22 protein-coding genes are annotated in these 21,859 nt (G+C 61.8%); 3 read left to right on the forward strand and 19 right to left on the reverse strand.

Annotation, left to right across the window (positions count from 1 at the left end; all coding sequences use genetic code 11):
- Positions 1 to 147, reverse strand: a complete 147-nt coding sequence (locus ACESL9_RS03425; protein WP_372613003.1) for a hypothetical protein — start codon at positions 145 to 147, stop codon at positions 1 to 3.
- A gap of 177 nt (positions 148 to 324) precedes the next feature.
- Between ACESL9_RS03425 and ACESL9_RS03430 the strand changes: the two genes are divergently transcribed.
- The 3 genes from ACESL9_RS03430 (at position 325) to ACESL9_RS03440 (ending at position 2,070) form a co-directional block, all read left to right on the forward strand.
- A complete protein-coding gene (locus tag ACESL9_RS03430) occupies positions 325 to 939 on the forward strand; it encodes a TetR/AcrR family transcriptional regulator (protein ID WP_372613001.1) in 615 nt (204 codons plus the stop codon).
- Entirely contained in the window at positions 932 to 1,360 is a 429-nt protein-coding gene (locus ACESL9_RS03435) for a hypothetical protein (RefSeq protein ID WP_372674506.1), read from the forward strand. The genes ACESL9_RS03430 and ACESL9_RS03435 overlap by 8 nt, the downstream gene beginning before the upstream one ends.
- 62 nt (positions 1,361 to 1,422) lie before the next feature.
- Positions 1,423 to 2,070: a class I SAM-dependent DNA methyltransferase gene (locus ACESL9_RS03440; RefSeq protein ID WP_372674507.1), complete on the forward strand. Its 648-nt coding sequence runs from the start codon at positions 1,423 to 1,425 to the stop codon at positions 2,068 to 2,070.
- A gap of 125 nt (positions 2,071 to 2,195) precedes the next feature.
- Here ACESL9_RS03440 and ACESL9_RS03445 read toward each other — a convergent pair whose 3' ends face one another.
- From ACESL9_RS03445 to fabI, 18 genes are all read right to left on the reverse strand, one after another.
- The gene (locus tag ACESL9_RS03445) at positions 2,196 to 3,839 is read right to left on the reverse strand and encodes a class I adenylate-forming enzyme family protein (RefSeq protein WP_372674509.1); all 1,644 of its coding nucleotides are present in this window, start codon (positions 3,837 to 3,839) and stop codon (positions 2,196 to 2,198) included.
- Positions 3,840 to 3,849: 10 nt separating this feature from the next.
- Complete coding sequence (locus ACESL9_RS03450; protein ID WP_372612993.1) at positions 3,850 to 4,488, reverse strand: TetR/AcrR family transcriptional regulator; 639 nt, start codon at positions 4,486 to 4,488, stop codon at positions 3,850 to 3,852.
- An 86-nt stretch (positions 4,489 to 4,574) separates the two neighbouring features.
- The gene (locus ACESL9_RS03455) at positions 4,575 to 6,263 is read right to left on the reverse strand and encodes an AMP-binding protein (RefSeq protein ID WP_372612991.1); all 1,689 of its coding nucleotides are present in this window, start codon (positions 6,261 to 6,263) and stop codon (positions 4,575 to 4,577) included.
- Entirely contained in the window at positions 6,223 to 6,942 is a 720-nt protein-coding gene (locus tag ACESL9_RS03460) for an ABC transporter ATP-binding protein (RefSeq protein ID WP_372612989.1), read from the reverse strand. Before ACESL9_RS03460 ends, ACESL9_RS03455 begins: the two co-directional genes overlap by 41 nt.
- Entirely contained in the window at positions 6,929 to 7,687 is a 759-nt protein-coding gene (locus ACESL9_RS03465) for an ABC transporter ATP-binding protein (protein ID WP_372612987.1), read from the reverse strand. Before ACESL9_RS03465 ends, ACESL9_RS03460 begins: the two co-directional genes overlap by 14 nt.
- Positions 7,684 to 8,712, reverse strand: a complete 1,029-nt coding sequence (locus ACESL9_RS03470; RefSeq protein ID WP_372612986.1) for a branched-chain amino acid ABC transporter permease — start codon at positions 8,710 to 8,712, stop codon at positions 7,684 to 7,686. Before ACESL9_RS03470 ends, ACESL9_RS03465 begins: the two co-directional genes overlap by 4 nt.
- On the reverse strand, positions 8,709 to 9,596 hold the full coding sequence (locus ACESL9_RS03475) for a branched-chain amino acid ABC transporter permease (RefSeq protein ID WP_372612984.1): 888 nt from the start codon (positions 9,594 to 9,596) through the stop codon (positions 8,709 to 8,711). The genes ACESL9_RS03470 and ACESL9_RS03475 overlap by 4 nt, the downstream gene beginning before the upstream one ends.
- A 64-nt stretch (positions 9,597 to 9,660) precedes the next feature.
- Complete coding sequence (locus ACESL9_RS03480; protein ID WP_372612982.1) at positions 9,661 to 10,926, reverse strand: ABC transporter substrate-binding protein; 1,266 nt, start codon at positions 10,924 to 10,926, stop codon at positions 9,661 to 9,663.
- 44 nt (positions 10,927 to 10,970) lie between these two features.
- Positions 10,971 to 11,768, reverse strand: coding sequence for an enoyl-CoA hydratase/isomerase family protein (locus tag ACESL9_RS03485; protein WP_372612980.1), 798 nt, complete (start codon positions 11,766 to 11,768; stop codon positions 10,971 to 10,973).
- A 22-nt stretch (positions 11,769 to 11,790) separates the two neighbouring features.
- Complete coding sequence (locus ACESL9_RS03490; RefSeq protein ID WP_372612978.1) at positions 11,791 to 12,849, reverse strand: acyl-CoA dehydrogenase family protein; 1,059 nt, start codon at positions 12,847 to 12,849, stop codon at positions 11,791 to 11,793.
- A 12-nt stretch (positions 12,850 to 12,861) separates the two neighbouring features.
- Positions 12,862 to 14,019, reverse strand: a complete 1,158-nt coding sequence (locus tag ACESL9_RS03495; protein WP_372674510.1) for an acyl-CoA dehydrogenase family protein — start codon at positions 14,017 to 14,019, stop codon at positions 12,862 to 12,864.
- Between the two features lie 398 nt (positions 14,020 to 14,417).
- Entirely contained in the window at positions 14,418 to 15,014 is a 597-nt protein-coding gene (locus ACESL9_RS03500; RefSeq protein ID WP_372612974.1) for a pseudouridine synthase, read from the reverse strand.
- 79 nt (positions 15,015 to 15,093) lie between these two features.
- Positions 15,094 to 16,605 (reverse strand): anthranilate synthase component I, encoded by a 1,512-nt coding sequence (gene trpE / locus ACESL9_RS03505; RefSeq protein ID WP_372612972.1) that lies wholly within the window; start codon positions 16,603 to 16,605, stop codon positions 15,094 to 15,096.
- Between the two features lie 8 nt (positions 16,606 to 16,613).
- On the reverse strand, positions 16,614 to 18,455 hold the full coding sequence (locus tag ACESL9_RS03510; RefSeq protein WP_372612970.1) for a peptidyl-prolyl cis-trans isomerase: 1,842 nt from the start codon (positions 18,453 to 18,455) through the stop codon (positions 16,614 to 16,616).
- Positions 18,456 to 18,587: 132 nt separating this feature from the next.
- Entirely contained in the window at positions 18,588 to 19,760 is a 1,173-nt protein-coding gene (locus tag ACESL9_RS03515) for an aminotransferase (RefSeq protein ID WP_372612968.1), read from the reverse strand.
- Positions 19,761 to 19,881: 121 nt separating this feature from the next.
- Positions 19,882 to 20,385, reverse strand: coding sequence for a xanthine phosphoribosyltransferase (gene gpt, locus ACESL9_RS03520; protein ID WP_372612966.1), 504 nt, complete (start codon positions 20,383 to 20,385; stop codon positions 19,882 to 19,884).
- Positions 20,386 to 20,397: 12 nt separating this feature from the next.
- Positions 20,398 to 21,006: a LysE family translocator gene (locus tag ACESL9_RS03525; RefSeq protein WP_372612964.1), complete on the reverse strand. Its 609-nt coding sequence runs from the start codon at positions 21,004 to 21,006 to the stop codon at positions 20,398 to 20,400.
- 6 nt (positions 21,007 to 21,012) lie between these two features.
- Positions 21,013 to 21,834, reverse strand: coding sequence for an enoyl-ACP reductase FabI (gene fabI / locus ACESL9_RS03530; RefSeq protein WP_372612962.1), 822 nt, complete (start codon positions 21,832 to 21,834; stop codon positions 21,013 to 21,015).
- Positions 21,835 to 21,859: the final 25 nt, after the last annotated feature.

Consider the following 21,859-nt stretch of genomic DNA (forward strand, 5'->3'; position numbering starts at 1 on the left):
TCACCCCTGTGTCTGGCGCATCCGCGTCGGCATGCCACCGAGCGGGACAAACGGGTGATAGAGCGCGACGCGCGCCACATGGACCAGTAGAAGCGGCTCGACTCCGGTCTCCAGCCCATCGGCGATGCGGTTCCAGGCCGCCGACATCGAGGCATTGCTGCGCGACGTGTGCGAGAACGGGCCAGCGCGGTGTGACCAGCAGATCGCAATGGCCGGTGTAAACAGGTCTGCCGAGCATCATGTATCCTTTGCGTCGGTCGCGAGTCGCGATTGCGGTTGTCGAGATGTTATGTTAGTGAGCGATAACTTACAAGGGGATACATCATGGCGACGCGGCAAAGAGCAGCGGATCGAAAGGCGCAAATCGTTGGCGAGGTGCTGCGGCTGGCCGACGAGATCGGCCCCGATCGCCTCAGCACCGCGGATGTTGCGCGCGCCATCGGCATAAGCCAACCTGCGATCTTCCGGCATTTTCCGACCAAGGGCGCGCTCTGGCTGGCCGTCGCAGAGGGCATCGCGGAGCGCCTGCGCGAGGCCTGGGCCAGTGCGGAGGCCGAGGCCGTCGCGCCGGAGGCACGTCTCAGGGCGCTGATCGCTGCGCAACTGACTGCGATCTCGGAAACGCCGGCCGTGCCATCAATCCTCTTCTCGCGCGAGCTGCAGGTGGATAATCCGGCATTGCGCGACGTGTTTCGCGGGCTTCTGGGCTGTTTCCAGTCACGCCTTGTCGCAGCGATCGGCGAACTTCAGGCGGCCGGCAGCTTGCGTCGCGAGTCGAGTGCGGAGGATGTCGCGGTCCTGCTGACATCGCTGGTGCAGGGCGTCGCGATCCGCTGGACTCTGGGCGCGCGCGGCTTCGCGCTCGTCGACGAGGGTCTGCGGCTGCTGGACGTCCAGTTGGCGTTGATGCATGGAGAGCAGGGCATTTCACATGACTAGGTCGCACCTGGTTCCCAGCATCGAGGGCGGTGTTGCCATCGCGTTCGGCGTCCTGACCGTCGCATCCGGCGGCACGACGCTTCTAGGCTCGCTCGACATGGGGGCTGTCGTGCCGTTCGTGCTGTGGTTCAACACGGTCGCCGGGATGGCCTATGTCGTCGCGGGCATCGGCCTCTGGCTGGGACAGGGGTGGGCCTTTGCCCTCTCGCTTGCAATCTTCATGGCGACGCTCCTGGTGTTCGCAGCCTTTGGCCTGCATGTCGGACGGGGCGGGGCCTACGACGCCCGCACGGTCTTTGCCATGGCGCTGCGCAGTGCGGTCTGGGGGAGTATCGCCCTTGCAGCGCGGCAATCCCCTCTTGGACGCGACCAGGATCGAAGCCGGGGCAGCGACTTGCCTTCACCGGTCCCGCCCGGTTAGGTTCGCCTTCAGATCAACCCTGTGCGCGGGTGCGCCGCAGGGGCAGGAAGGGAAAGGCAATGATGAACAAGGACTCCGGGAAAGGCAGGCTTGAATCGCTGCGGCAGGGCTCTACCGACGCCCGGGCCGTCGAGGCATATTATGACGACTGGGCGGACGGCTATGACGCCACGCTGGAGACATGGCAATACCGCGCCCCCGAGGATGCGGCGGATCTGCTCGCGCCCTATCTCGGGGACGGCGTGCGGGTGCTCGATGTCGGCTGTGGCACGGGGCTGCTCGGTCGGGCGTTGCGGCGGCGGGCCGAGGTGATCCTGACCGGGGTCGACATCTCCGCGGCGTCGCTGAAACAGGCCGAGGGCCACGGAATGTATGAGCGGCTTGTGAGGCATGATCTTCAGGTGACGCCATTGCCGGTGGACGACGACGTCCAGGACATCGCCGTCTCGGTCGGGGTGTTGACCTACATTGCCGACGCCGAACCGTTGCTGCGCGAGATGTGTCGGGCCGTGCGACCCGGCGGCGTTGTCGCCTTCACCCAGCGCACGGATCTGTGGAAAGAGCGCAGCTTTGCCGACATGATCGACCGGTTGGAGGACGACGGCCTCTGGCAGCGGCTGCAAGTCAGCGCGCCGATGCCCTACCTGCCGGGAAACGCCGAGTTCGCGGATGAAATCGGGGTGATCCACACGCTCTGTCGCACGAAATGACCGCAACAGACCCCATGCTGGCAACCTCTGCGGACCGCGCTTCGCGTGCCTGTCGGCTTTGGCGACACGGTTCGGTCTGTTGACGCCAGACATCCCATTGCCGGTGCATGATCGGGGCGCCAGCTCTACGTGCCATCTCGATTCAGGCATTTCTGGAGGTTCCGGCGCAGCTCACCCTTCAATATCTTGCCCATCGGATTGCGAGGCAGGTTTTCGCAAATGAAAATGTTGCGTGGCACCTCGTAATCGGCCAACGCATTCCGGCACAGCTCCTTCAACCCGACGGAAATACCCTCGGGCGTCGCGCCCGGGCGTAACGTCACAACAGCCGCGACATCCTCTCCCAGATCCGGGTGCGGGACCGCGACGACCGCCGCCTCGAGCACATCAGGATGGCGATATAGCACGGTTTCCACTGCAACAGAGGCAATCTTGAGACCACCACGATTTATCAGGTCCTTCTTGCGATCACCAAACCACAAGTAGCCATCGGGATCCAAACGACCGACATCGCCTGTTCGGATGCGCCGCCCGTGAAAGCTGTTCTCGGTCGCATCGGGGTTTCTGAAGTAACCGACGGCCACGGGCGCACCGGAAAGCGCTATCTCGCCCAATTCCCCCGTTGCAAGGGGCTGTGCGTCATCATCGAGAATCTCGATGGTCATGCCCTCCATCGCGCGTCCGACAGAGCCCGCCTTTTGCTGCATACGCTCGGGCGGCAGGACGGTCCCCGCCGGGCCGCTTTCGGTCATGCCGTAAATCTGCACCTGCTGCACCCAGGGCCATAGATGCGCAATGCGTTCCGTCAACTCCACGGGCATGCTCGCGCCGCCATTTGCGACCATGCGCAGCCCCGTCAGATCGTGGCGCGCAGGATCATGAGCCTGGGTCATGAAATTCAGGATCGAGGGCACACCATGGTAAAGGGTCGTCCCCTCATCGCGGACAAGATCGAGTCTGGCCTCGTTGCCGATCTGTCCCTCAATGACAAGGCCAGCCCCCGCGACCCAGCAGGACATGCCCGCCAGGTTCAGGGCCGAACTCGTGAAAAAGGGAAATGCGCCCTGGTATATGTCATCGGAACGCAGGCCCAACGCTGCCCCGGTGCAGCGGCCAGTCGCGATCATCGTGCGGTGGGTGTGCATGACCGCTTTGGCCCGCGCCGTTGTGCCCGAAGTGAACAGCAGGCAACCCAGCGCATCGACCGACGGTTGCTGTTCGATTATGGGAGTCGCCTCCTGAGCTGTCGGGTTGGCAAGCGGGGCCGGGTCAAGGATGATCGGCATTGCGTCGTCGAAATCCGGCTCGGCCCGGCACGCCACCTGACAGCCCTCGATCAGGCGTTCGTGACCCGATGCGTCGCAAAGCACAAGGCGTGGGGTTGTCAGGGCAATGGCGTGCCCGAGCTCAGGTGCCGCACTGCGCGTGTTCAACGGCACCGCGACCGCACCGAGCGTCAGCGCCCCGAGGGCCGCGACAAAACACTCCAGCGCCCAGTCATTTGTCAGATAGATTCCGAGGCGGTCGCCGGCCTTGAGCCCGCTTTGCCGCAGCCATGCGGCGGCGGCTCCGGCCGCCCCGTGCAGTTCCGAATAAGTCAACCGATGCCGGCCCAGCCCCTGTGACATCGCCGACAATGCAAGGGCCGTTCCCCTGTCCCGCGCCTGTCGCGCGAGCAAGGATGGAACGTTCTCTTCCCAGTCCAGCCCGTCCGATCCGGGAGGCGAATCCGTTCCGGACCGAGAAGTTTCTGATAACGGGCTGTGCATGGCGTGAATCTCAGGAGGTCGAGGCCGATTCTTTGGCTGCCGGGAGCATCATGCTGCTATCCAGACCCAGGCTTCGCGCGACCATTCTCAGGTAGGTCTTCTTGACGTCAGGCGGCAGGTCGGTGATCTCATGTCCACTGACGGCATAGCGCTCGAGCAGGTATTCGCGCGCGCCGATCATCATGTAGGCGATGACCTCAAGCTCGCTTTCGTCAAATCCACTTATCTCGTTTGCATCCCATCCGCGCTGAAGCGATCGTGTGTATCCGCCGGCCATGCGGCGCAGATACTGCTGGTGGGCCTTGGGAGCGAAAAACGCCGCCTCATTCAAGATCCGGTGCAGTGCCGGGTTGTGCTGAAGGTACTCGAAGTTTGCGTCGAGGCCCTTTCTCTCACGTTCCGCAAGAGTCTTGGCGTCCATGGTCGCATCGGCGATGAAGCGTAACATGGCTTCACCGACATGTGGCAGCAACTGGTCAAACAGGTCCTGCTGGTTTTGGAAATAGAGATAGATAAGGCCATGTGCCACGCCCGCCTCTTCGGCAATTCGACCGATCGACGCCTTGCCATAGCCATGTCGCCCGACGACGACCGCCGCCGCGTCAAGAATGGCATTGCGTGTCGCCGCCTTTTTTTCCCGTTTCGCCATGTGAACCTTCATTCGTTTTCAGAATCCCTGTCACACTATCCGACGAAACAATTCGTGGACAAGGCGAGGCCAGGAGTTGTGCCGTTTTAACTCGGGTTCCCGGCCTCGCCGCGCAACTTCTCGCGGATCATGTTCCGCAAGATGTGTTTTTGCACCTTGCCCGAGGCGGTGCGGGGCAGATCGTTCACTGCTTCGATCCGGTCCGGGCATTTCTGGCGTGCCAATCCATATTGCTTCAGGAAATCGACCAATTGCGCGACACTCGGCATCGGCGCCGAGGTTGCAGGGATCACGTAAGCGCATACACCCTCGCCCAGACGATCATGCGGCATCGAAACGACGGCCGCTTCCTTGATGGCCGGATGCGTGTGCAGCGCATCCTCGATCTCCTTGGCACTCAGGTTCTCGCCGCCGCGTATGATGATATCCTTCTTGCGTCCCGTCACGGTCAAGACACCATCGGCCGTGAGGATCCCAAGATCACCAGTACGAAAATAACCTTGTGAATCAAAAGCTTCCTTCGTTGCCTCCGGATCGGTATAGCCGCGAAACAGCGATGGACCCCGTGCAAGAATCTCACCTTCGATGCCTGGCGGAAGGGGTTGATCTTCGTCGTCGACGATTTTGACCTCCCAGTCGTTGACTCGACCGTCGCTGCGGGCCGCTCGGTCGGGATCATCCAGGCACCCTTGGGTCACCATGGGGCATTCCGAGCTTCCAAACACCCGGAAGGCACGACAGTTTTCAAACAACCTGTTGGCCCGGTCGATCAGAGCAGGTGGCACGGCTGCACCGCCACACGCATAGATTCGCAGGCTGGGCAGGCGCTCTCCGAACTTTTCCGCCTCGCTTGCCAACTCGGCAAGAAAGGGCGTGGCACCGATCATGAAATCGACCTGTTCGCGACGCGAAATCGCCAGCGCCTCCGCCGCGTCCCAGCGTTCCATCAGAATGGTCCGTGTCCCGAATTGAAACGGCATTTCCATTCCGTAGGAATACCCGGTCACATGTGTCACGGGACTTGGCATCAACAGGGTATCGCCTGCTTTCAATCCCCATGTCTCGAAGCTTTGGCTGAGCGGGCGACGGGATTGATTGTGCGAATAGAGCACACCTTTGGGTTGGCCCGTGGTGCCCGAGGTATAGATGATAAGCTTTGCGTCATCGGGATCGGCAGCTTGTAACGCATGGTGGGCATCCCTGCCGCGCGCCTCGATGTCCTCAAACGTCAATTCCCCGGCACCCCGCACCGTGGCGACAGCCTTCAATCCCGGCAGGTCCGCGCGAAGCTCCTCGTAAATCGCGCCGTAATCCACTCCGCGCCAGCGCTCGGGAATAAAGGCAATCCGCGCGCGACAATCAGCCAGGATGAAGGTCAGTTCCGCCTGCCGATAGATCGGTATGACGGGATTGATGACAAATCCGCCCAAGGCGCACGCCACGTTCAGGATCACCGCTTCAGTCCAGTTGGGAAGCTGGAAGCTGACGGTGTCGCCCGGGTGAAGCCCGATCTCGTATAGCCCGCGCGCCATGTCCGTCGCCCGCCTCAGGCATGTCGCATAATCCAGAGCGCCGCATTCATCCATCACGGCGATGTCGTCGGGATGGTCTTGTGCCATCCTTGTCGCGACGCCTGCCAGGGTCAGTCCCGGCCATTCGCCGGCCGCACGGCGCGCGGTGCGCTCACCGGGCTCGAACCGCAGCGGCCAGGACCCCTGCGCTGGGGATAGTCTTTCAGACGGCAAGATAACGCTCCTTGAGTTGCGGATCGGCATCGAAATCCTCCCAGTTCCCATCGAAAACGATACGGCCGCTATCGATCAGAATGACCCTGTCGCTCACACGGCGTGCAAAACTCAGGTTCTGCTCGGCAATCAGCAACGCCAAGTCGCGTGTTTCGCGGATGCGCGTGATATGCGCGGCCATTTCATCGACAACGACCGGTGCCAGACCTTCTACGGGTTCATCCAGCAAGAGAAGGCGTGGTGCCCCCATCAATCCCCGTGCCACTGCGACAATCTGCTGTTGGCCGCCACTGAGTTGGTAGCCTGCTCGCTGCTTGAGCGGTTTCAGCAAGGGGAAGAGGTCATAAAGTTCGTCGCTGGCGATAACCGATCCGATGCGCGCCGCATGGCGGCCCAACTCGATGTTTTCAGCCACAGTGATGTTGGGATAGATGCGACGATCCTCAGGGACGAGAACCAGACCACGTTTCGTGCGCATATCAATGGGCACATCCGCCAGATCCTCCCCGTCAAAGCGAACCTCGCCGACAACGCGCGGCCCAGCATCGAGCAGGCTCTTCATCAACGTGGATTTTCCTGCGCCATTACGCCCCAAGAGTGCGACGCATTCGCCCGGTGCCACGTCCAGTTCTACATCCTGGATGATATGGCTGCCGCCGTAATAGGCATTCAATCCTCGGACCGACAACAATGGTTCAGTGCTGGCCAAGATAGACCTCCCTCACACGTGCATCAGCGCGCACCTCATGCGGCTCGCCCGAAGCGATTATTTCGCCGTGGTGCAGCACCGTGAGGCGCGTCGCCAGACCGAAAACAACCTCCATGTCATGCTCGGTCAGCAAGAGCGTCAGCCCGTAACGCTCACGCACCTGCGCAACCAGCCGAACAGCCTCGGCCCTGTCTGACGGAGACATGCCCGCCGTCGGCTCATCGAGCATCAGTATCTGAGGGCGCAGTGCAAGGCTCATCGCAAGTTCGAGCCGCTTCTTGTCGCCATGCGACAAGGTGCCGGCAGACTCGTCGCGCGTATCCTCAAGTCCCAGTTCAAGCACCAGACGCTCGGCCTCGTCCATCACTGCGCGGCGTGGTGCGATGTGACCGAAGCTCGACCATAACCCTTTGTCCTTGCGTTCGCGGGTCTCGATCGCGACGATCAGGTTTTCGAATGCCGACATCATCGGAAATATGCGTGCCACCTGGAACGAACGCCCGATTCCGCGCTGCACCCGCTCCCAGCCGGCCAATTGAGTTACGTCCTCCCCGGCCAATGTGATCGTGCCACTATTGATCCTTGTTTCACCGCTCAGGCAGCGGAAGAGGGTGGTCTTGCCGGCGCCATTTGGCCCGATCACCACATGAGCCTCACCATCTTCGAGATCGAAGTCGACGTTTTCCAGCACCTTGACAAGCCCGTAGGATTTATGGATCGCACGGGCTTCCATGATCCGTGTCATTGGCCTGCCTCCGATTTTCCGGATTGTTCATGTTGGGCTGGACTTGACCCCTCTGCCATCCGCCTTGCCTTTTTTCGTCGACGCTTGAGCAGTCCCAGAAGGCCACCGGGGATCATGAGAACGACTGCCAATAGCAATATGCCGACGGTGATCTCGGACAGGCCATGCATCGTGCGCGTTCCAAAGTCGATTGCACCGAAAAGTATTGCCCCGACAGCAGGACCCCAAAAATATCCGGCCCCACCCAGGAGCGTGAACAGAATGGGCTGCGTCGAAACGGTCCAGTATGCGATCTCAGGAGACGCGATCTGGGTAAACGGCACCATGACTGCGCCGCAGAAGGCAGCGATGGTGCCAGAAAGCACGAAAGCTGTCAGTTGCCAGACCTGGACATGCACACCCAGAAATGCCGTGCGGGTCATGTCTTGACGAATGGCTTGTATCAAACGGCCTGCCGGCGAGTTCTGAAAACACCACAACATCGTTGCAACCAGCGCCATCACGACAATGATGAAGTAGTAGTAAGAGGTCGCGCTTGTCAGATCGATACTGAACACACCCAGGTCGATAACGGGTCGGCGAATGCCGACCAATCCGTCATTGCGACCCAAGAAGGTGGTTTTGGTGATCAAGATGTGGACAAGCTCGGAAAAGGCGAGGGTCAGAACGGCGAAATAGACACCGCTCGCCCGCCTCAGGGCGATGATCCCGAAAAGCAGCGCGATGAGCCCACCGCAGGCGGCGCCGAGTGCCAGCCCTATGACGAAGGGCACTTCAGGCATGCGAAGTGAAACGACTGCCATGGCATAGGCCCCGCCACCGAAGAACATCGCATGGCCAAAACTGAGAAGCCCAGCGCCCGAGAACAGCAGGTTCCAGGACAGACCGAAAACGATGTTGATCGCAACCAGGCCGGCGAGAAACATCAAGCCGCTATTGGCTACAAATGGCACCACGGCAAAGGCGGCGAGGCCGCATCCCGCGATCATGAGATTGGTGCGAAACCTTGCGCGATAATCGATCATGCGGTCTGCTCCTTGCCCATGATGCCTTCCGGCTTGACCAGGAGGATGATGGCAAGCGCCAAGAGGAAGAAAATTCCCGGGTATTGCGGAAAGAAGTAGGTTCCAAAGCTTTCGATCAGCCCCAGCAACAGAGCGCCCAGAAACGCACCTCGGATGGATCCCATGCCCCCGACGATCACCACACCAAAAGCCTGCAAAAGGAAGATCCCGCCCAGCTCCGGCGAAAGGCTCTGGTTCGGCATCAAAAGCGCACCGGCGACACCAGCCATCGCGAAACTGAAGATCACGGTGATCAGGTAGATCCGCTTGACGTTCAATCCAAGAAGCTGCGCCATCCAGGGATCGGCGGCGACGACGCGGATCAGCTGGCCCAGCTGGGTGCGCGAAATGAACAGCTCAAGCCCGATATAGGCCAAAACCCCGCACAAGATGATGAAGATGGTAAAGGTCGGCATGAATACATTGCCCACGAACACGACCGAGTTAAGCGCGGGTGGCGGCATCACACCAAGGTAGTTCAATCCCCAGATCAACTGGACAGCTCCGCCGCAGACCAGCAGCAACGCATAAGTGGCGATCAGCGAATAGGCGTCCTCGACGTCGCGCAAACGGCGAAAGACCAGTGCATCAACCGCCCAACCCAAAAGTCCGACGACGAGACCGGCCAGCATTGCACCAACGAGGTAAAGCCAGAGCGGCAAGGATCCCCCCATGCCTGTCATGAGCGAATAAGACACATATGCCCCGATCATGAAGAACCCTCCATGAGCAAAGTTAAGTATGTGCAGAATGCCGAAAATCAGGGTCAGCCCGGCCGCGACAAGAAAGGTCGCCATGGCCCAGGCCAGCCCGTTGAACACGGTCAGGCCGATGTCATACAGCATCTATTTTGCTCCGGTTGGCTAGGGGCGGGGAAAGATTCCCCGCCCGGACTCTCGCATCCCCTGCTCAGAGGGCGTCAGTGTCAAGCATCTGGCCGGGACGCGCGGCCTCGATGACCTTCTCACCATCAAGCGAAACATAGTCAGTCACTTCAAAACCGTCGGGTGCCGAGGTCGAGGGCTCGATGAATGCCAGTTCGGCATTCTTGATGGCTTGGTTATCCTCGGCCCGAATGTGGCGCACCCCGGTGGCGCTGTCAAAGCTCAGTCCCTTGAGCGCTGCGATGACGTCGCCGCTTTCGGTGCTGTCCGCCTTTTCGATAGCACCCGCATAGGCCAGTATCGCGGCATGGGCCTCGGCAGCCCAGCCCATCGGATACTTGTCTCCGGTTCTTTCCACGTAACGCTCATACAGGTTGTCGGAAAGCGGATTGCCCTTGTTGGCCTCGAAATACCAATGGAACCCTGACCAGTGCGCGGGCGTTTCTTCCTTCATCGCGGTCGCCACGAGAAACTCATTTGCAGAGTCAAGCAGGACGTCGATCTTGTCGAAGAGCCCGAATGGGTTGGCTTGCTGATAGAGCGTGACCGCATCACCCCCATAGACCGAGGTGTAGATGCCTTCGACATCCTGGCGCATCGCTTGCGCGATGTAGTTGCGATAGTCGCCTGACCCGTAAGGGACCAGGATCGGATCCGAAATCACCGCCTCTTCTCCGGTCAATTCCGGAATGACCTTGCGCATGGTCGCTTCGAAAATCTTCCAGGTGGTGCGCCCGTATTCATGATCCGGGATGATGCCACCCCATTTGCGCAACTCGGGCCGGCTGGTCGCGATATGCCGCACCAACCCTGCGTTCCGGCTGACCGGACTGTCGCCCACGCGGAATACATGCGAGTTGTAGTTCTCGTGATTGAGCTTTTCGGTGCCCGCACCCGAGGTGATGACAACGCCACCCTCGCTCTCCATGAGAGACCCCATGGCCAAGGCCACGGCACTCGAGATGGTGCCGAGCTGCAAGTTGGCTCCCTCTCCGATCAGTTCGCGTGCGGCGACGGAAGCGTCGTTGGGATTCGCCTTCGAATCTCGGAACATCAGCGCAACTTCGCGTCCGTTGATCCCGCCATTCGCATTGACGTGTTCAACCGCGATCTCCGCTCCTTCGCGCACGAAATTGCCGATCAGTTGCGCAGGGCCGCTCAAAGGGGTCACGACACCAATGTTGATCGGTCCCGATTGCGCCACTGCGCTGCGCAGGTTGACAAAAGGCATTGCCATGCCCGCGACTGCCATGCCCTTGACCAAAGCACGCCGGTTCATCTTGTTAGCCATTCCAGTCTCCTCCCTAGATGGTGATCCAACCTTCGCGGTCAGATCTATTCCCCCGTGAACACGGGTTTGCGCTTTTCGCGGAATGCGGCAACCGCCTCGCGATGATCCTTCGAAACGTTCGACATGGACTCGTAGGCAACGCCGGTATCCATGATGGAATGAGCCAGTTGCTTGAGCCCGATATTGGTCGTCACTTTTGTCCAGCGGATTGCCTTGCGTGCACCAGATGCCAGACGGTGCGCGAGAGCGTAGACATCCTCGTCAAGCTTGTCGGCCGGCACGGCGCGGTTGATCAAGCCCATGTGCGCCGCCTCGGCGGCCGGGATGGGATCGCCGGTGAGCAGGTATTCCTTGGCTCGCAAATAGCCGATCATCTGCGGCCAGAGGATCGCACCACCGTCACCTGCGACAAGGCCGATCGACACATGCGGATCGCCGATCTTGGCCGTGTCCACCGCAACGACGACATCACAGGTCAGTGCAATGGTGGCGCCCAGGCCGATGGCATGACCGTTCATCCGGCAGATAAGAGGCTTTTCCATGTCAAGCTGACTGAAAATGATGCGCTTGGCCTCGACCGCCGTCACCTCGAAGCGCGCGGGATCGTCGATTGCGTCCTGCATCCAGTCCACATCGCCCCCGGCGCAAAATGCGCGGCCCGCCCCTGTCAGAACGATCACGTCCGAGTCCGGATCGTCATTCAGATCGACGAACACGCTGGAAAGTTCCGAATGCAGCTTGGCATTCACCGCGTTCAGCGTTTCCGGCAGGTTCAAGGTCACGGTCAGCACCCGGCCGTCGCGCTTGAACGTCATCGTCTCGTATTTTTCAAACCTGTCCATGTCTCTCCTCCCAATGTCTCGTTCATCCACTCGCGCTCAGCAGGGTTTGCCGATGCGTTTCGCCACCGCCCAACATGACTTGCAACATCTTGATCCGCCGGAGCCCTGCTCCCAAGGGCAGGTCATCGGTCATGCCGACACCGCCATGAAGCTGGATCGCCTCTTTCGCGATATGCAGGGCACGGTCTATACTGCCCGTCACAGCCTGGGAAAGCGGGCGCGACTGCGCGTTGCCTTCCTCTGCCGCCCGGGCCGTTGCAAGAGCGAGCGAGCGGATTTCCTCCAGTGCGATGAACATGTCCGCCAGCCGATGTTGCAGTGCCTGGAAGCGGCCGATGGGCTGTCCGAATTGCTCGCGCTGCTTGACATAGGTGAGTGTCGCGTCGAAGAGCGACTTGCATAGACCGGTGCATTCTGCCGTCATCGTTGCCGCATGACAAAGGCGCGCCCTGTCCTGCACCGTCCGCGCGGGATCACCAGAAGCAAGGATCATCTCGGGGCGCACGGCCATGTCCGAGAGTGCGAGGTCAACCTGGGTGGTGCCATCCATGGCGCGAAAACCGTGCTTGCCGATCCCCTCGGCATCTGCGTCGATCAGAACCGTGATGTCATCAAGCGCAAGCACCACCACCTGCGCGGCATCGCCCATCGCAACCGCCGGAAATCGCCCGGACAGGCGAATATCGGACCCCGTTCGGCTGACCTCAAGGTCGCTTGCCATCTCTGGCAACAGCCCACAGGCCAACTTTTGTCCGGCCATGATTTCGGCCAGCAGGTCCGGCGCCCCCCCGCTCTCTTCAAGCATGTTGAGCGCCACGAAAACGGGCGTCAGGCGCCCTGCCAACGGCGTGGATGCTGCGCCTTCGATGACCACCGCCATCTCGCGGGCCCCACCAAATCCGCCGGCGGATTCGCTCACGCCAGCCGAAAGCCAGCCCAACTCGGCGATCTGGCGCCAGTCGTCGGGGTCATGATGCGCTTCGGCGCCACCATTGGGTCGGGTTCGATCGGAATTGTCCGCCACGAGCCGCGCAACGCTCTGCGCAAGCATGGTTTGTTCGTCGGTCAGGTTCAGTTTCACGTGACTCTTGCCTCAACCCAGGCCAAGCGCGTGCTTGGCAATGATATTTCGCTGAATCTCGTTGCTCCCGCCCCAGATGGTCGGTGCACGCTGGAACAAAAACTCGGAGACGATCCCCATGTTTCGCAACGCCTCTGCCGCGGGATCGTTCGTCTCCGCTTCGAGTCGCGCCATATCATAGGCAATGGCCTGTGGACCCAACGCATCGACCGTGCATTCGGCTATGGATTGCACGATGGTTGATCCCCTGAGCTTGAGGATCGAGGCCTCGAACCCGGGCGCGGACCCGTCCATCACTGCGTCCAGCATTCGCAGCGTGGTCCATTCCAAGGCCAGCAGATCGGTTTCGAGCTTGTTCAACTGCGTCCTGAAATGCGGATCCTCGTCGAGGTGTCGCTCGGCCATGACAGCACGCAATCGGTCCAGCATTCGCTTTGCCTTGCCAATCTCGGCAGAAAGGACACGCTCGTGGCCGAGAAGGAACTTGGCATAAGTCCAGCCTGCGTTTTCCTCACCCACAAGATTTTCCGCAGGGACGCGGACATTATCGAAAAACACCTGGTTCAGGTGATGTGCCCCTTCGATCGACCGGATCGGCCGGATGGATATGCCTGGAGTCTTCAGGTCGATCAGAAGGAAGGAAATCCCGCGCTGTGGCTTGACCTTGGGATCGGTGCGCACCAGCGCAAAGATCCAATCGGCCCAATGCGCCATCGAGGTCCAGATCTTGGACCCGTTGACCACGTAGCTGTCGCCGTCGCGCTCGGCGCGGGTGGACAATTTCGCCAGATCCGACCCGGCGCCCGGCTCTGAATAGCCCTGGCACCAGAATACTTCGTTCGAAACGATACCCGGCAAGTGCCGTGCCTTCTGTTCTTCGCTGCCATAGGTGTAGATCACCGGGCCGACATAGTTGACGCCGAATGGCAAAAGCCAGGGCGCACCGGCACGGGTGGTCTCTTCCTGGAAGATATAGCTTTGTGCAGGTGACCAGTCGCAGCCTCCGAACTGTTTCGGCCAGAAACCGGCGATCCAGCCCTTGGCCGCCAAGATATCCTGCCAATGCATGTGGTCGTCACGCTGCAAGGGGCGACCCGACATGACCTTGTCACGAATATTGGCCGGCAAGCACTCATTGGTGAACGCCCGCACTTGCTGCCTGAAGGCCATGTCCTCCCTAGACCATCCTGCGTCCAAACCCGATCCTCCCTCACTTCGAACTGATTACTGATTCAGTATTCATTTATCATGCTGTTTTGCGCAGACCTGTCAACGACCTTTCTGGATTCGTGGATTCGAAAACTGTGGCGCAAGCCAAGCGGTGTAGGGCGAGTCATCGCATATCCATTGATATCTTGTTTTTTTCGGGCTTCGTATGAACGAGGAAATCTTGTGAAACGGCGCCGGACACCGACGTTCGGATCAAAGCGCAGCGATAGCCGGACTACTGAAAACCACGCATACCGCTATTCAAACATTGTCCGCGCTGAGCTGCCGACAGGATTCGTGCATATCGCGCATCCTCGCGTTTCGTGGAGTCACGAGCTTTCGGCATGGCAGGGCGGGGATCACCAGGGATCCTGCGCCTGGACAGGTCGCCACTTTCCGGGTGCGAGGGTGCCCAGCCGCCAATCGCCGATGGCCACCCTGATCAATCGCAAGGTGGGATGACCCGCCGCGGCGGTCATGCGCCGAACCTGGCGGTTGCGGCCTTCGGTGATGGTGAGTTCGATCCAGCTGTCGGGAACGGTCTTGCGCTGGCGCACGGGTGGCGTGCGGGGCCAGAGCCATTCCGGTTCGGGGATCAGCCGCGCGCGGGCAGGGCGGGTCAGGCCGTCCTTGAGGGTGACACCCCGACAGAGGGAGTCGAGCGCGGATGCGTCGGGGATGCCTTCGACCTGGGCGAGGTAGGTCTTGGGCAGCTTGAAGCGCGGGTTGGAAATGCGGGCCTGCAAGGCGCCGTCATCGGTCAGCAGCAAAAGCCCTTCGCTGTCGCGATCGAGCCGACCGGCGGGGTAAACTCCCTTTTCGGAAATGTAATCGCCAAGCGTCGGGCGTGGCGGATCGGATCGGTCGGTGAACTGGGTCAGCACGCCATAGGGTTTGTTGAAGAGGATCAGGCGGGGGGCGGTTTCGAGCGGGGAAGAGCGGGGGTCAGCCCACACACCCCCGGAGTATTTCGGGCAAGATGAAGGGGCTGGACCGGGTTTGCGGCGCGGTTTGCGCGCCGGGCCGCGGCCGGGGTCACGCGTTGCCATTGCCGGTAAAGCGCGCGGCATCCGCGGCGGCGCGGCGGATGGCGTTCGATTTGTGCACCGTTTCCTGATACTCGGCCTCGGGATCGCTGTCATGGACGACGCCGCCCCCGGCCTGGATATAGAGCGTGTCGTCCTTGACCACTGCGGTGCGCAGCGCGATGCAGACATCCATGTCGCCGCCCGAGGAGAAGTAACCCACGCCGCCGCCATAGACGCCGCGTTTCTCGGGTTCCAGCTCGTCGATGATCTGCATGGCGCGCACTTTGGGCGCGCCCGAGACGGTGCCGGCAGGCAGCCCGGCAAGCAGAGCCGAGAGCGCATCGTGATCGTCGGAGAGTTCGCCCACCACGTTCGAGACGATGTGCATCACGTGGGAATAGCGTTCGATGATGAATTGCTCGGTCGGACGCACGGTGCCGATCTTTGACACGCGCCCTGTGTCGTTGCGCCCCAGGTCAAGCAGCATCAGGTGTTCTGCGCGTTCCTTTTCATCGGCGAGAAGATCCTTTTCGAGGGCGAGATCCTCTTCGCGGCTCGCACCGCGCGGGCGGGTGCCCGCAATGGGGCGGATCGTCACCTCGTTGCCGAAGACGCGGACGAGGATTTCGGGGCTGGCTCCGATTACCTGGAAGCCGCCGAAGTTGAAATAGAACATGAAGGGCGAGGGATTGGTGCGTCGCAGGCTGCGGTAGAGCGCGAAGGGCGGCAGTGTGAAGGGCTGGGCCCAACGCTGGCTGGGCACGACCTGGAAGATGTCGCCTGCGCGGATGTATTCCTTGGCCTTTTCGACGGCCTGGAGGTAGTCGGGCTTGGTGAAGTTCGAGACCGGTTCGCCCGTTTCGGACGCGTCGCCCAGGTCGCGGGCCTGCCGTGGCAGGGCGCGGTCGAGGTCGCGGACCGCGTCCATCACCCGTTCGGCGGCCTGGGCATAGGCGGCGCGGGCGGATTGCCCGGCTTCGGCCCACGCGGGGGCGCAGACCGTCACATCCCCCTTGACCCCGTCGAGCACGCAGATGACCGAGGGGCGCAGTAGCATGGCATCGGGCAGGCCGAGCGTATCGGCTGGCACATCGGGCAGGTGTTCGACGAGCCGGATCATGTCATAGCCGAGATAACCGAAGAGTCCGGCCGAGGCGGCGGGCAGGTCGTCGGGCAGGTCAATCCGCGATTCGGCCAGCAATGCGCGCAGGTTGTCGAGCGGCCCGCCCGGCTGGTCCTCGAACCCGTCGGGGTCGAAACGGGCCTGCCGGTTGAGGCGGCTCTTGTGACCGTGGCATTGCCAGACGAGATCGGGTTTCATGCCGATGATCGAGTAGCGCCCGCGCACTTCGCCGCCTGTCACCGACTCGAGCATGAAGGCATCGCGCGCCGCCCCGGTGAGTTTGAGCATCAAGGATACGGGCGTGTCGAGATCGGCGGCGAGCCGGGTATAGACCAATTGGTTTTCGCCGCGCGCATGGGCGGCGGCGAAAGTTTCGAAGGAGGGGATGAGCTCCATCGCTGCGCCTATTGGAAATTGGACAGGACGGCGTCGATCGCCGCCTGGTCGAGTTCGAGCCCGGCGCGGGCCTGAATGTCATTGATGTAATACTGAAACAGATCCTGCGCCTGGGAGGCACTGACCTGTTCGGTGATCGCATCACGCAGGCGGCGCACATCGTTGTCGTTCTCATCGGGCGGCAGGATGGCATCGAGCCGCACCAGCGCGGCCCCGGCGGGAAGCTCGATGACCCGAGCCTCGCCTTCCTCCATGTCGAAGACGCGGGTCAGGAAATCCTGCGGCATGCCGGGGATGAAGTCGCCGCGGGTGATCTCCGCCTCTTCGGTAACGATAAGGCCCAGCGCGGCCATGTCGCTCTCGGGCGTGATCTGGTCCAGAAGTGTCTCGGCCTTGTCGGTAAGGCGCCGGGTAAGTTCGGCCTCTTCCCATGCCGCGATCACGTCATCGCGCACCTCGTCAAGCGGTGGCAGGCGGGGCGGCACGATTTCGTCGAGGCGCATGGCCGCAATTCCGCCATCGTCGAGCGAGATCAGTTGGGGGAAATCATCCTCTGAAATCGCCTCTGCGGCCTCCTGGAAGGCTTCGAATCCAGCCGCATTGCCAGAGCTGTCGGGCGTCCAGTCGAGCGTGAAGAGCCTCATCTCGGTTTCGTCGGCCAGCTCTTCGATCGAGGCCCCGGCCGCAAGCAGGTCGTCGACCTGGTCCATCCGGTCTTCGACCTGTCGGCGGGCACGGCCCATCGCAAGATCGTCTCGGATCAGTTCGGCGGCTTCCTCGAAGGGCATGTTGCTGGCGGGAAGTACGGCGTTCACGCGAAAAAGCGCGGGGCCGAGATCGGTGGGGAAGGGACCCACGGTGGTCCCGGGCTCAGCGTTGAAGGCGGCGGGTCCGGCCTCGCCCAAGTCCGAGGGCAGGACGTCGCCCATATCGACGTCGGAAAGTTCGAGGCCGCGCTCCGCGACGAGGTCCTCGAAGCTTTTCTCCTCATTCTCGAGCGCGATCTTGGCAGATTCGGCCGTGCTTTCGTCGGAGAACACGATCCGTTCTACCAAGCGGCGCTCGGGGCGATTGAACTCGTCGGCGCGGTCTTCGTATTGCTCGCGCAGCGTGGCCTCGTCGATCTCGACCTGGTCGACGATCATGTCGGGTGAGAGCCACGCATAGGTGATGCGCTTCATCTCGGGAAGCTCGAACTGTTCGGGGTTCTCGGAATGAAACGAACTGAGCTCGTCCTCGGTAGGTTCGGACAGGGGCGTGTCGAGTTCGGCCTCGGAGAGGCGGGCCCAGGAGAAGTTGCGCCGCTCGGCGAGATGGGCAACGACGGTGTCGGCATAGGCAGGCATGGCGGTGACACCCGAGAGAACCGCGGATTGCAGGAAACCACGGGCAATCTCCTTGCGCAGGCCCTCTTCGAATTCGGTCTCAGACTGGCCGGTGCGGTCGAGGTAAAAGCGGTATCCGTCGCGGTCGAAATTGCCGTCAATCCCCTGGAAACCCTCGATCTGCAAAAGCTGGTCGCGCAGGTTGGAATCGCCGACGGAAAGTCCCAGTTCCGCCGTTTCGTTATCGAGCGCGGTGCTCGCGATCAAGCGGGCGAGAGCGATCTGGTCGAGCCCCATTTCGCGGGCCCTGGAAAACGGGATTGGCGCGCCGCTTTCGGCCTCCCGGGCACGGATTTCATCCTGAACGGCACGCGTGAAAGCATCGACGGTGATGTCTTCTCCACCAACCGAGCCGATGGTGCGGATGTTGCCCGAGAGATTGGTGACGCCGAAACCACCCAGGCCGAGAATGAGCAGGCCCATGAGAATCCAGACGAGGGTTTTGGAAGTGGTGCCGCGTGCCATATGCGCCCCTTTGGACAGGAAGGTGTTTGCAAACTCGGGATTGTCTAGTGCTTTGGCCGGTCGGGGGCAAGGGTCGGCAAGGCGCACGTTGATTGCCGGTCGAACGAAGTTTCGGTGCAGGATCGGGGCCGGTCAGGCTGCGAGGTCGGACAGCCGGTCAAAGAGCGTGGCGATGCCGGAGCGGTCGACATTGGCGAAGGCGATGCGCAACTGGCGCTGGCCTACCGGATCGGTGTCGGGCATGAACATGGTGCCGGGCAGGGTGAGCACGCCCGCACGGCGCACGAGATCGGGGGCCAGCTCATTCGATGGCATATCGAACGGGTGTTCGACATAGGCGAAATAAGCACCAACCCCGAGCAGGCGCCAGCCCTTTTCGGCAAGCGGCGGAAATGCCTCTTCGATTGCGGCGCGGCGGTCGAGGATCTCGGCACGTTCGCCGGCAAGCCATTGGCCGAGATGGCGCATCCCCCAAAGCGCGGCGCGCTGGCCCAACTGGTTGGGGCAGATGGTGACGGTATCGAGGAATTTCTCGGCCTCGGCGAGGATCGCAGGCGACGCGGTCATCGCACCGACGCGGTGCCCGGTCAGGCGGTAGGCCTTGGAAAAGGAATAGAGCTGGATCAGCGTGTCGTCCCATCCTGGCGTGGTGAAGAGATCGTGCGGTGCGCCGGGCTGCGAATGAAAGTCGCGATAGGTTTCATCCAGGATGAGTTTCAGTCCCGTCTCGCGCGCCAGATCGAAAAAGGCACGAACAGTGTCGGGCGGGTATTCCACCCCGCCGGGATTGTTCGGCGTGACCAGCACGATGGCGCGGCTGCGCGGGGTGATGAGCGCGCGCGCGGCCTCCGGGTCGGGGATGAGCCCGGCCCCGGTTTGCAAGGGCAGGGCCGTGATCCCGGTCATGTCGCACCACATCTTGTGATTGAAATACCACGGCGTTGGCAGGATGACCTCGTCCCCTTCGCTGGTCAGGGCCTGAAGCGTGGCGCAGAACGCCTGATTGCAGCCCGAGGTGATCGCGACGTGATCGGGCGTGACCGTGCCGCCATAGGCTCGGCTCCATTGATCGGCCACCTCGGCGCGCAGGTCGGGCAGGCCGAGCACCGGGCCATAGAGATGCGCGCCCGCGTCGGTGCGGATGATCTCGGCCATGGCGTCGAGCATGGGGTCGGGCGGCGGAGCAACGGGGGCGGCCTGGCTCACGTTGATGAGCGGACGCGTGGAGAAATCGACCCCCTCGATCCAGCGGCGGGCCTCCATCACCGGGGGCGGGAATGTGGCTTGGGTGCGGGTAAGGGTCATCTGGGGTCTTTCTGGTTGGAGATGTCGGCCGCCTCGGGCGGAAGTATTTCGGGCAAGATGAAGGCGTGGGATCTGTCTTTCTTCTTGCCTTCGCTCCTCCCCGCAGCGCGTCCCAGGTGGATCAATCGACGCCGCGATAGGGTTCGACATATTGCAGCGCCATATCCCAGGGAAAGAAGATCCAAGTGTCCTGTGACACTTCGGTGATGAAGGTGTCGACCTGTTCGCGGCCCTTGGGCTTGGCATAGACGGTGGCGAAATGGGCGTTTGGATACATCTTGCGCACCAGTTCCAGGGTCTTGCCGGAATCCACGAGATCGTCGATCACGAGAATGCCGCTGCCATCACCCATGAGGTCGGCATCGGGAGCCTTGAGCACCTCGGCTTCACCCTGTTGCTGGTAGTGATAGCTCTTGATGCTGATCGTGTCGATGGTGCGGATGTCCAGTTCGCGCGCGACGATCATGGCCGGGGCCATGCCGCCGCGTGTGATCGCAACCACGGCGCGCCAGTTGCCGTTGTCGGGGCCGAAACCGTCCAGCCGCCAGGCCAGGGCGCGGCTATCGCGGTGGATCTGGTCCCAGCTGATGTGGAAGCCTTTTTCATGGGGCAGGCGGTCGGTCATGGCGATGTCCCTTCAGCGGTCGAGCAGGAGTCGCAACCCGAGCGCGCCCAGAACGGCAGCGGCGATGCGGTCGAGTAACGGTTTCAGGCGCAGATACCCGTCGCGGGCGGGCCTTGTCGAGAGCGCCAGCACAAGGAGCGTGTAGGCGGTCCATTCGATGATGAGGTGATTGGCCACGATCAGCGCCTTTTCCGCCGCACCGAGCCCGGTCGGAAAGATCACGATCAGGACCGAGGCGGCGAAGATCACCGATTTCGGATTGGCGAGGTTGACCGAAATGCCGGTGAGAAAGGCGCGGTGCCGTGGCAGGGGGCCGGGCGCGGCGGTGAGTGGCATGCGGGCATCGCGCCACATGCCGAAGGCGATCCACATTAGATAAAGTGCGCCCGCGATCTTCATCGCCACGTAGGCCCAGGGGAAAAGGGCGAAAAGCGTACCGAGCCCGAGCAGCGCGAGCCCGGTCCATGCGGCGGCCATTGTGCCCAGCCCGAGTCCGGTGGCAATACCATGCGCGCGCCCACCGATGAGCGTGGCACGGATTGCAAGGAGCATGGCCGGCCCGGGCGAGGCCATGGCCGCAAGCAGCGTCAGGTTGAACGCGATCAGATGGGCGGCTTCCATTGCGGATCAGTCCTTGCGCCCGTTCGTGGCGTCGATATCTGGGGCGTCCACGGCCTTCATGCCGACAACGTGATAGCCTGCATCCACATGCAGGGTTTCACCGGTGACGCCCGAACCCAGGTCGGAGAGCAGGAAGAGCGCGGATTTGCCCACGTCGTCGATGGTCACGTTGCGGCGCAGCGGCGAGTTCAACTCGTTCCATTTCAGGATGTAACGAAAATCGCCGATGCCGGAGGCGGCCAGTGTCTTGATCGGGCCGGCGGAAATGGCATTGACGCGAATCCCGTCCTTGCCAAGATCCTCGGCGATATACTTGACCGACGCTTCCAGCGCCGCCTTGGCGAGACCCATGACGTTGTAATGCGGCATCACCTGTTCTGCGCCGTAGTAGGTAAGCGTGAGGGCGCTGCCGCCATCGGTCATCAGTTTTTCGGCGCGCTGCATCACGGCGGTGAAGCTGTAACAGCTGATATCCATGGTCATCAGGAAATTGTCACGGCTGGTATCGACATAGCGGCCGCGCAACTCGCTCTTGTCGGAAAAGCCGATCGCGTGCACGATGAAATCGAGCCGGCCCCATTTCGCCTCGATCTCGGCGAAGGCACTGTCAATCGATTCCGGGTTTGACACATCGCAGTCGACCAGCGTCTCGACCCCGATCTGCTCGGCCAGTGGGGCCACGCGCTTGCGAAACGACTCACCCATGTAGGTAAAGGCCATTTCGGCGCCCGCATCCGCGCAGGCGCGGGCAATGCCCCAGGCGATGGACTTGTCATTGGCAAGCCCCATGATCAGGCCGCGTTTGCCCACCATCAGATTGTTCGACATGCGTTTTCCTCGTGATCCCTTGCCC

It is taken from the genome of Aquicoccus sp., assembly GCF_041686535.1.
Taxonomy (GTDB): Bacteria; Pseudomonadota; Alphaproteobacteria; order Rhodobacterales; family Rhodobacteraceae; genus Aquicoccus.

Excerpts from the sequence above, each read along its gene's own strand:
- ACESL9_RS03445 (WP_372674509.1), bottom strand. The coding sequence starts at position 3,839 with ATGCACAGCCCGTTATCAGAAACTTCTCGGTCCGGAACGGATTCGCCT.
- fabI (WP_372612962.1), bottom strand. The coding sequence starts at position 21,834 with ATGTCGAACAATCTGATGGTGGGCAAACGCGGCCTGATCATGGGGCTT.
- ACESL9_RS03470 (WP_372612986.1), bottom strand. The coding sequence starts at position 8,712 with ATGATCGATTATCGCGCAAGGTTTCGCACCAATCTCATGATCGCGGGA.
- ACESL9_RS03480 (WP_372612982.1), bottom strand. The coding sequence starts at position 10,926 with ATGGCTAACAAGATGAACCGGCGTGCTTTGGTCAAGGGCATGGCAGTC.
- ACESL9_RS03455 (WP_372612991.1), bottom strand. The coding sequence starts at position 6,263 with ATGCCGATCCGCAACTCAAGGAGCGTTATCTTGCCGTCTGAAAGACTA.
- ACESL9_RS03465 (WP_372612987.1), bottom strand. The coding sequence starts at position 7,687 with ATGACACGGATCATGGAAGCCCGTGCGATCCATAAATCCTACGGGCTT.
- ACESL9_RS03435 (WP_372674506.1), top strand. The coding sequence starts at position 932 with ATGACTAGGTCGCACCTGGTTCCCAGCATCGAGGGCGGTGTTGCCATC.
- ACESL9_RS03475 (WP_372612984.1), bottom strand. The coding sequence starts at position 9,596 with ATGCTGTATGACATCGGCCTGACCGTGTTCAACGGGCTGGCCTGGGCC.
- ACESL9_RS03510 (WP_372612970.1), bottom strand. The coding sequence starts at position 18,455 with ATGGCACGCGGCACCACTTCCAAAACCCTCGTCTGGATTCTCATGGGC.
- gpt (WP_372612966.1), bottom strand. The coding sequence starts at position 20,385 with ATGACCGACCGCCTGCCCCATGAAAAAGGCTTCCACATCAGCTGGGAC.
- ACESL9_RS03495 (WP_372674510.1), bottom strand. The coding sequence starts at position 14,019 with ATGGCCTTCAGGCAGCAAGTGCGGGCGTTCACCAATGAGTGCTTGCCG.
- ACESL9_RS03425 (WP_372613003.1), bottom strand. The coding sequence starts at position 147 with ATGTCGGCGGCCTGGAACCGCATCGCCGATGGGCTGGAGACCGGAGTC.
- ACESL9_RS03515 (WP_372612968.1), bottom strand. The coding sequence starts at position 19,760 with ATGACCCTTACCCGCACCCAAGCCACATTCCCGCCCCCGGTGATGGAG.
- trpE (WP_372612972.1), bottom strand. The coding sequence starts at position 16,605 with ATGGAGCTCATCCCCTCCTTCGAAACTTTCGCCGCCGCCCATGCGCGC.
- ACESL9_RS03485 (WP_372612980.1), bottom strand. The coding sequence starts at position 11,768 with ATGGACAGGTTTGAAAAATACGAGACGATGACGTTCAAGCGCGACGGC.
- ACESL9_RS03430 (WP_372613001.1), top strand. The coding sequence starts at position 325 with ATGGCGACGCGGCAAAGAGCAGCGGATCGAAAGGCGCAAATCGTTGGC.
- ACESL9_RS03440 (WP_372674507.1), top strand. The coding sequence starts at position 1,423 with ATGAACAAGGACTCCGGGAAAGGCAGGCTTGAATCGCTGCGGCAGGGC.
- ACESL9_RS03450 (WP_372612993.1), bottom strand. The coding sequence starts at position 4,488 with ATGGCGAAACGGGAAAAAAAGGCGGCGACACGCAATGCCATTCTTGAC.
- ACESL9_RS03525 (WP_372612964.1), bottom strand. The coding sequence starts at position 21,006 with ATGGAAGCCGCCCATCTGATCGCGTTCAACCTGACGCTGCTTGCGGCC.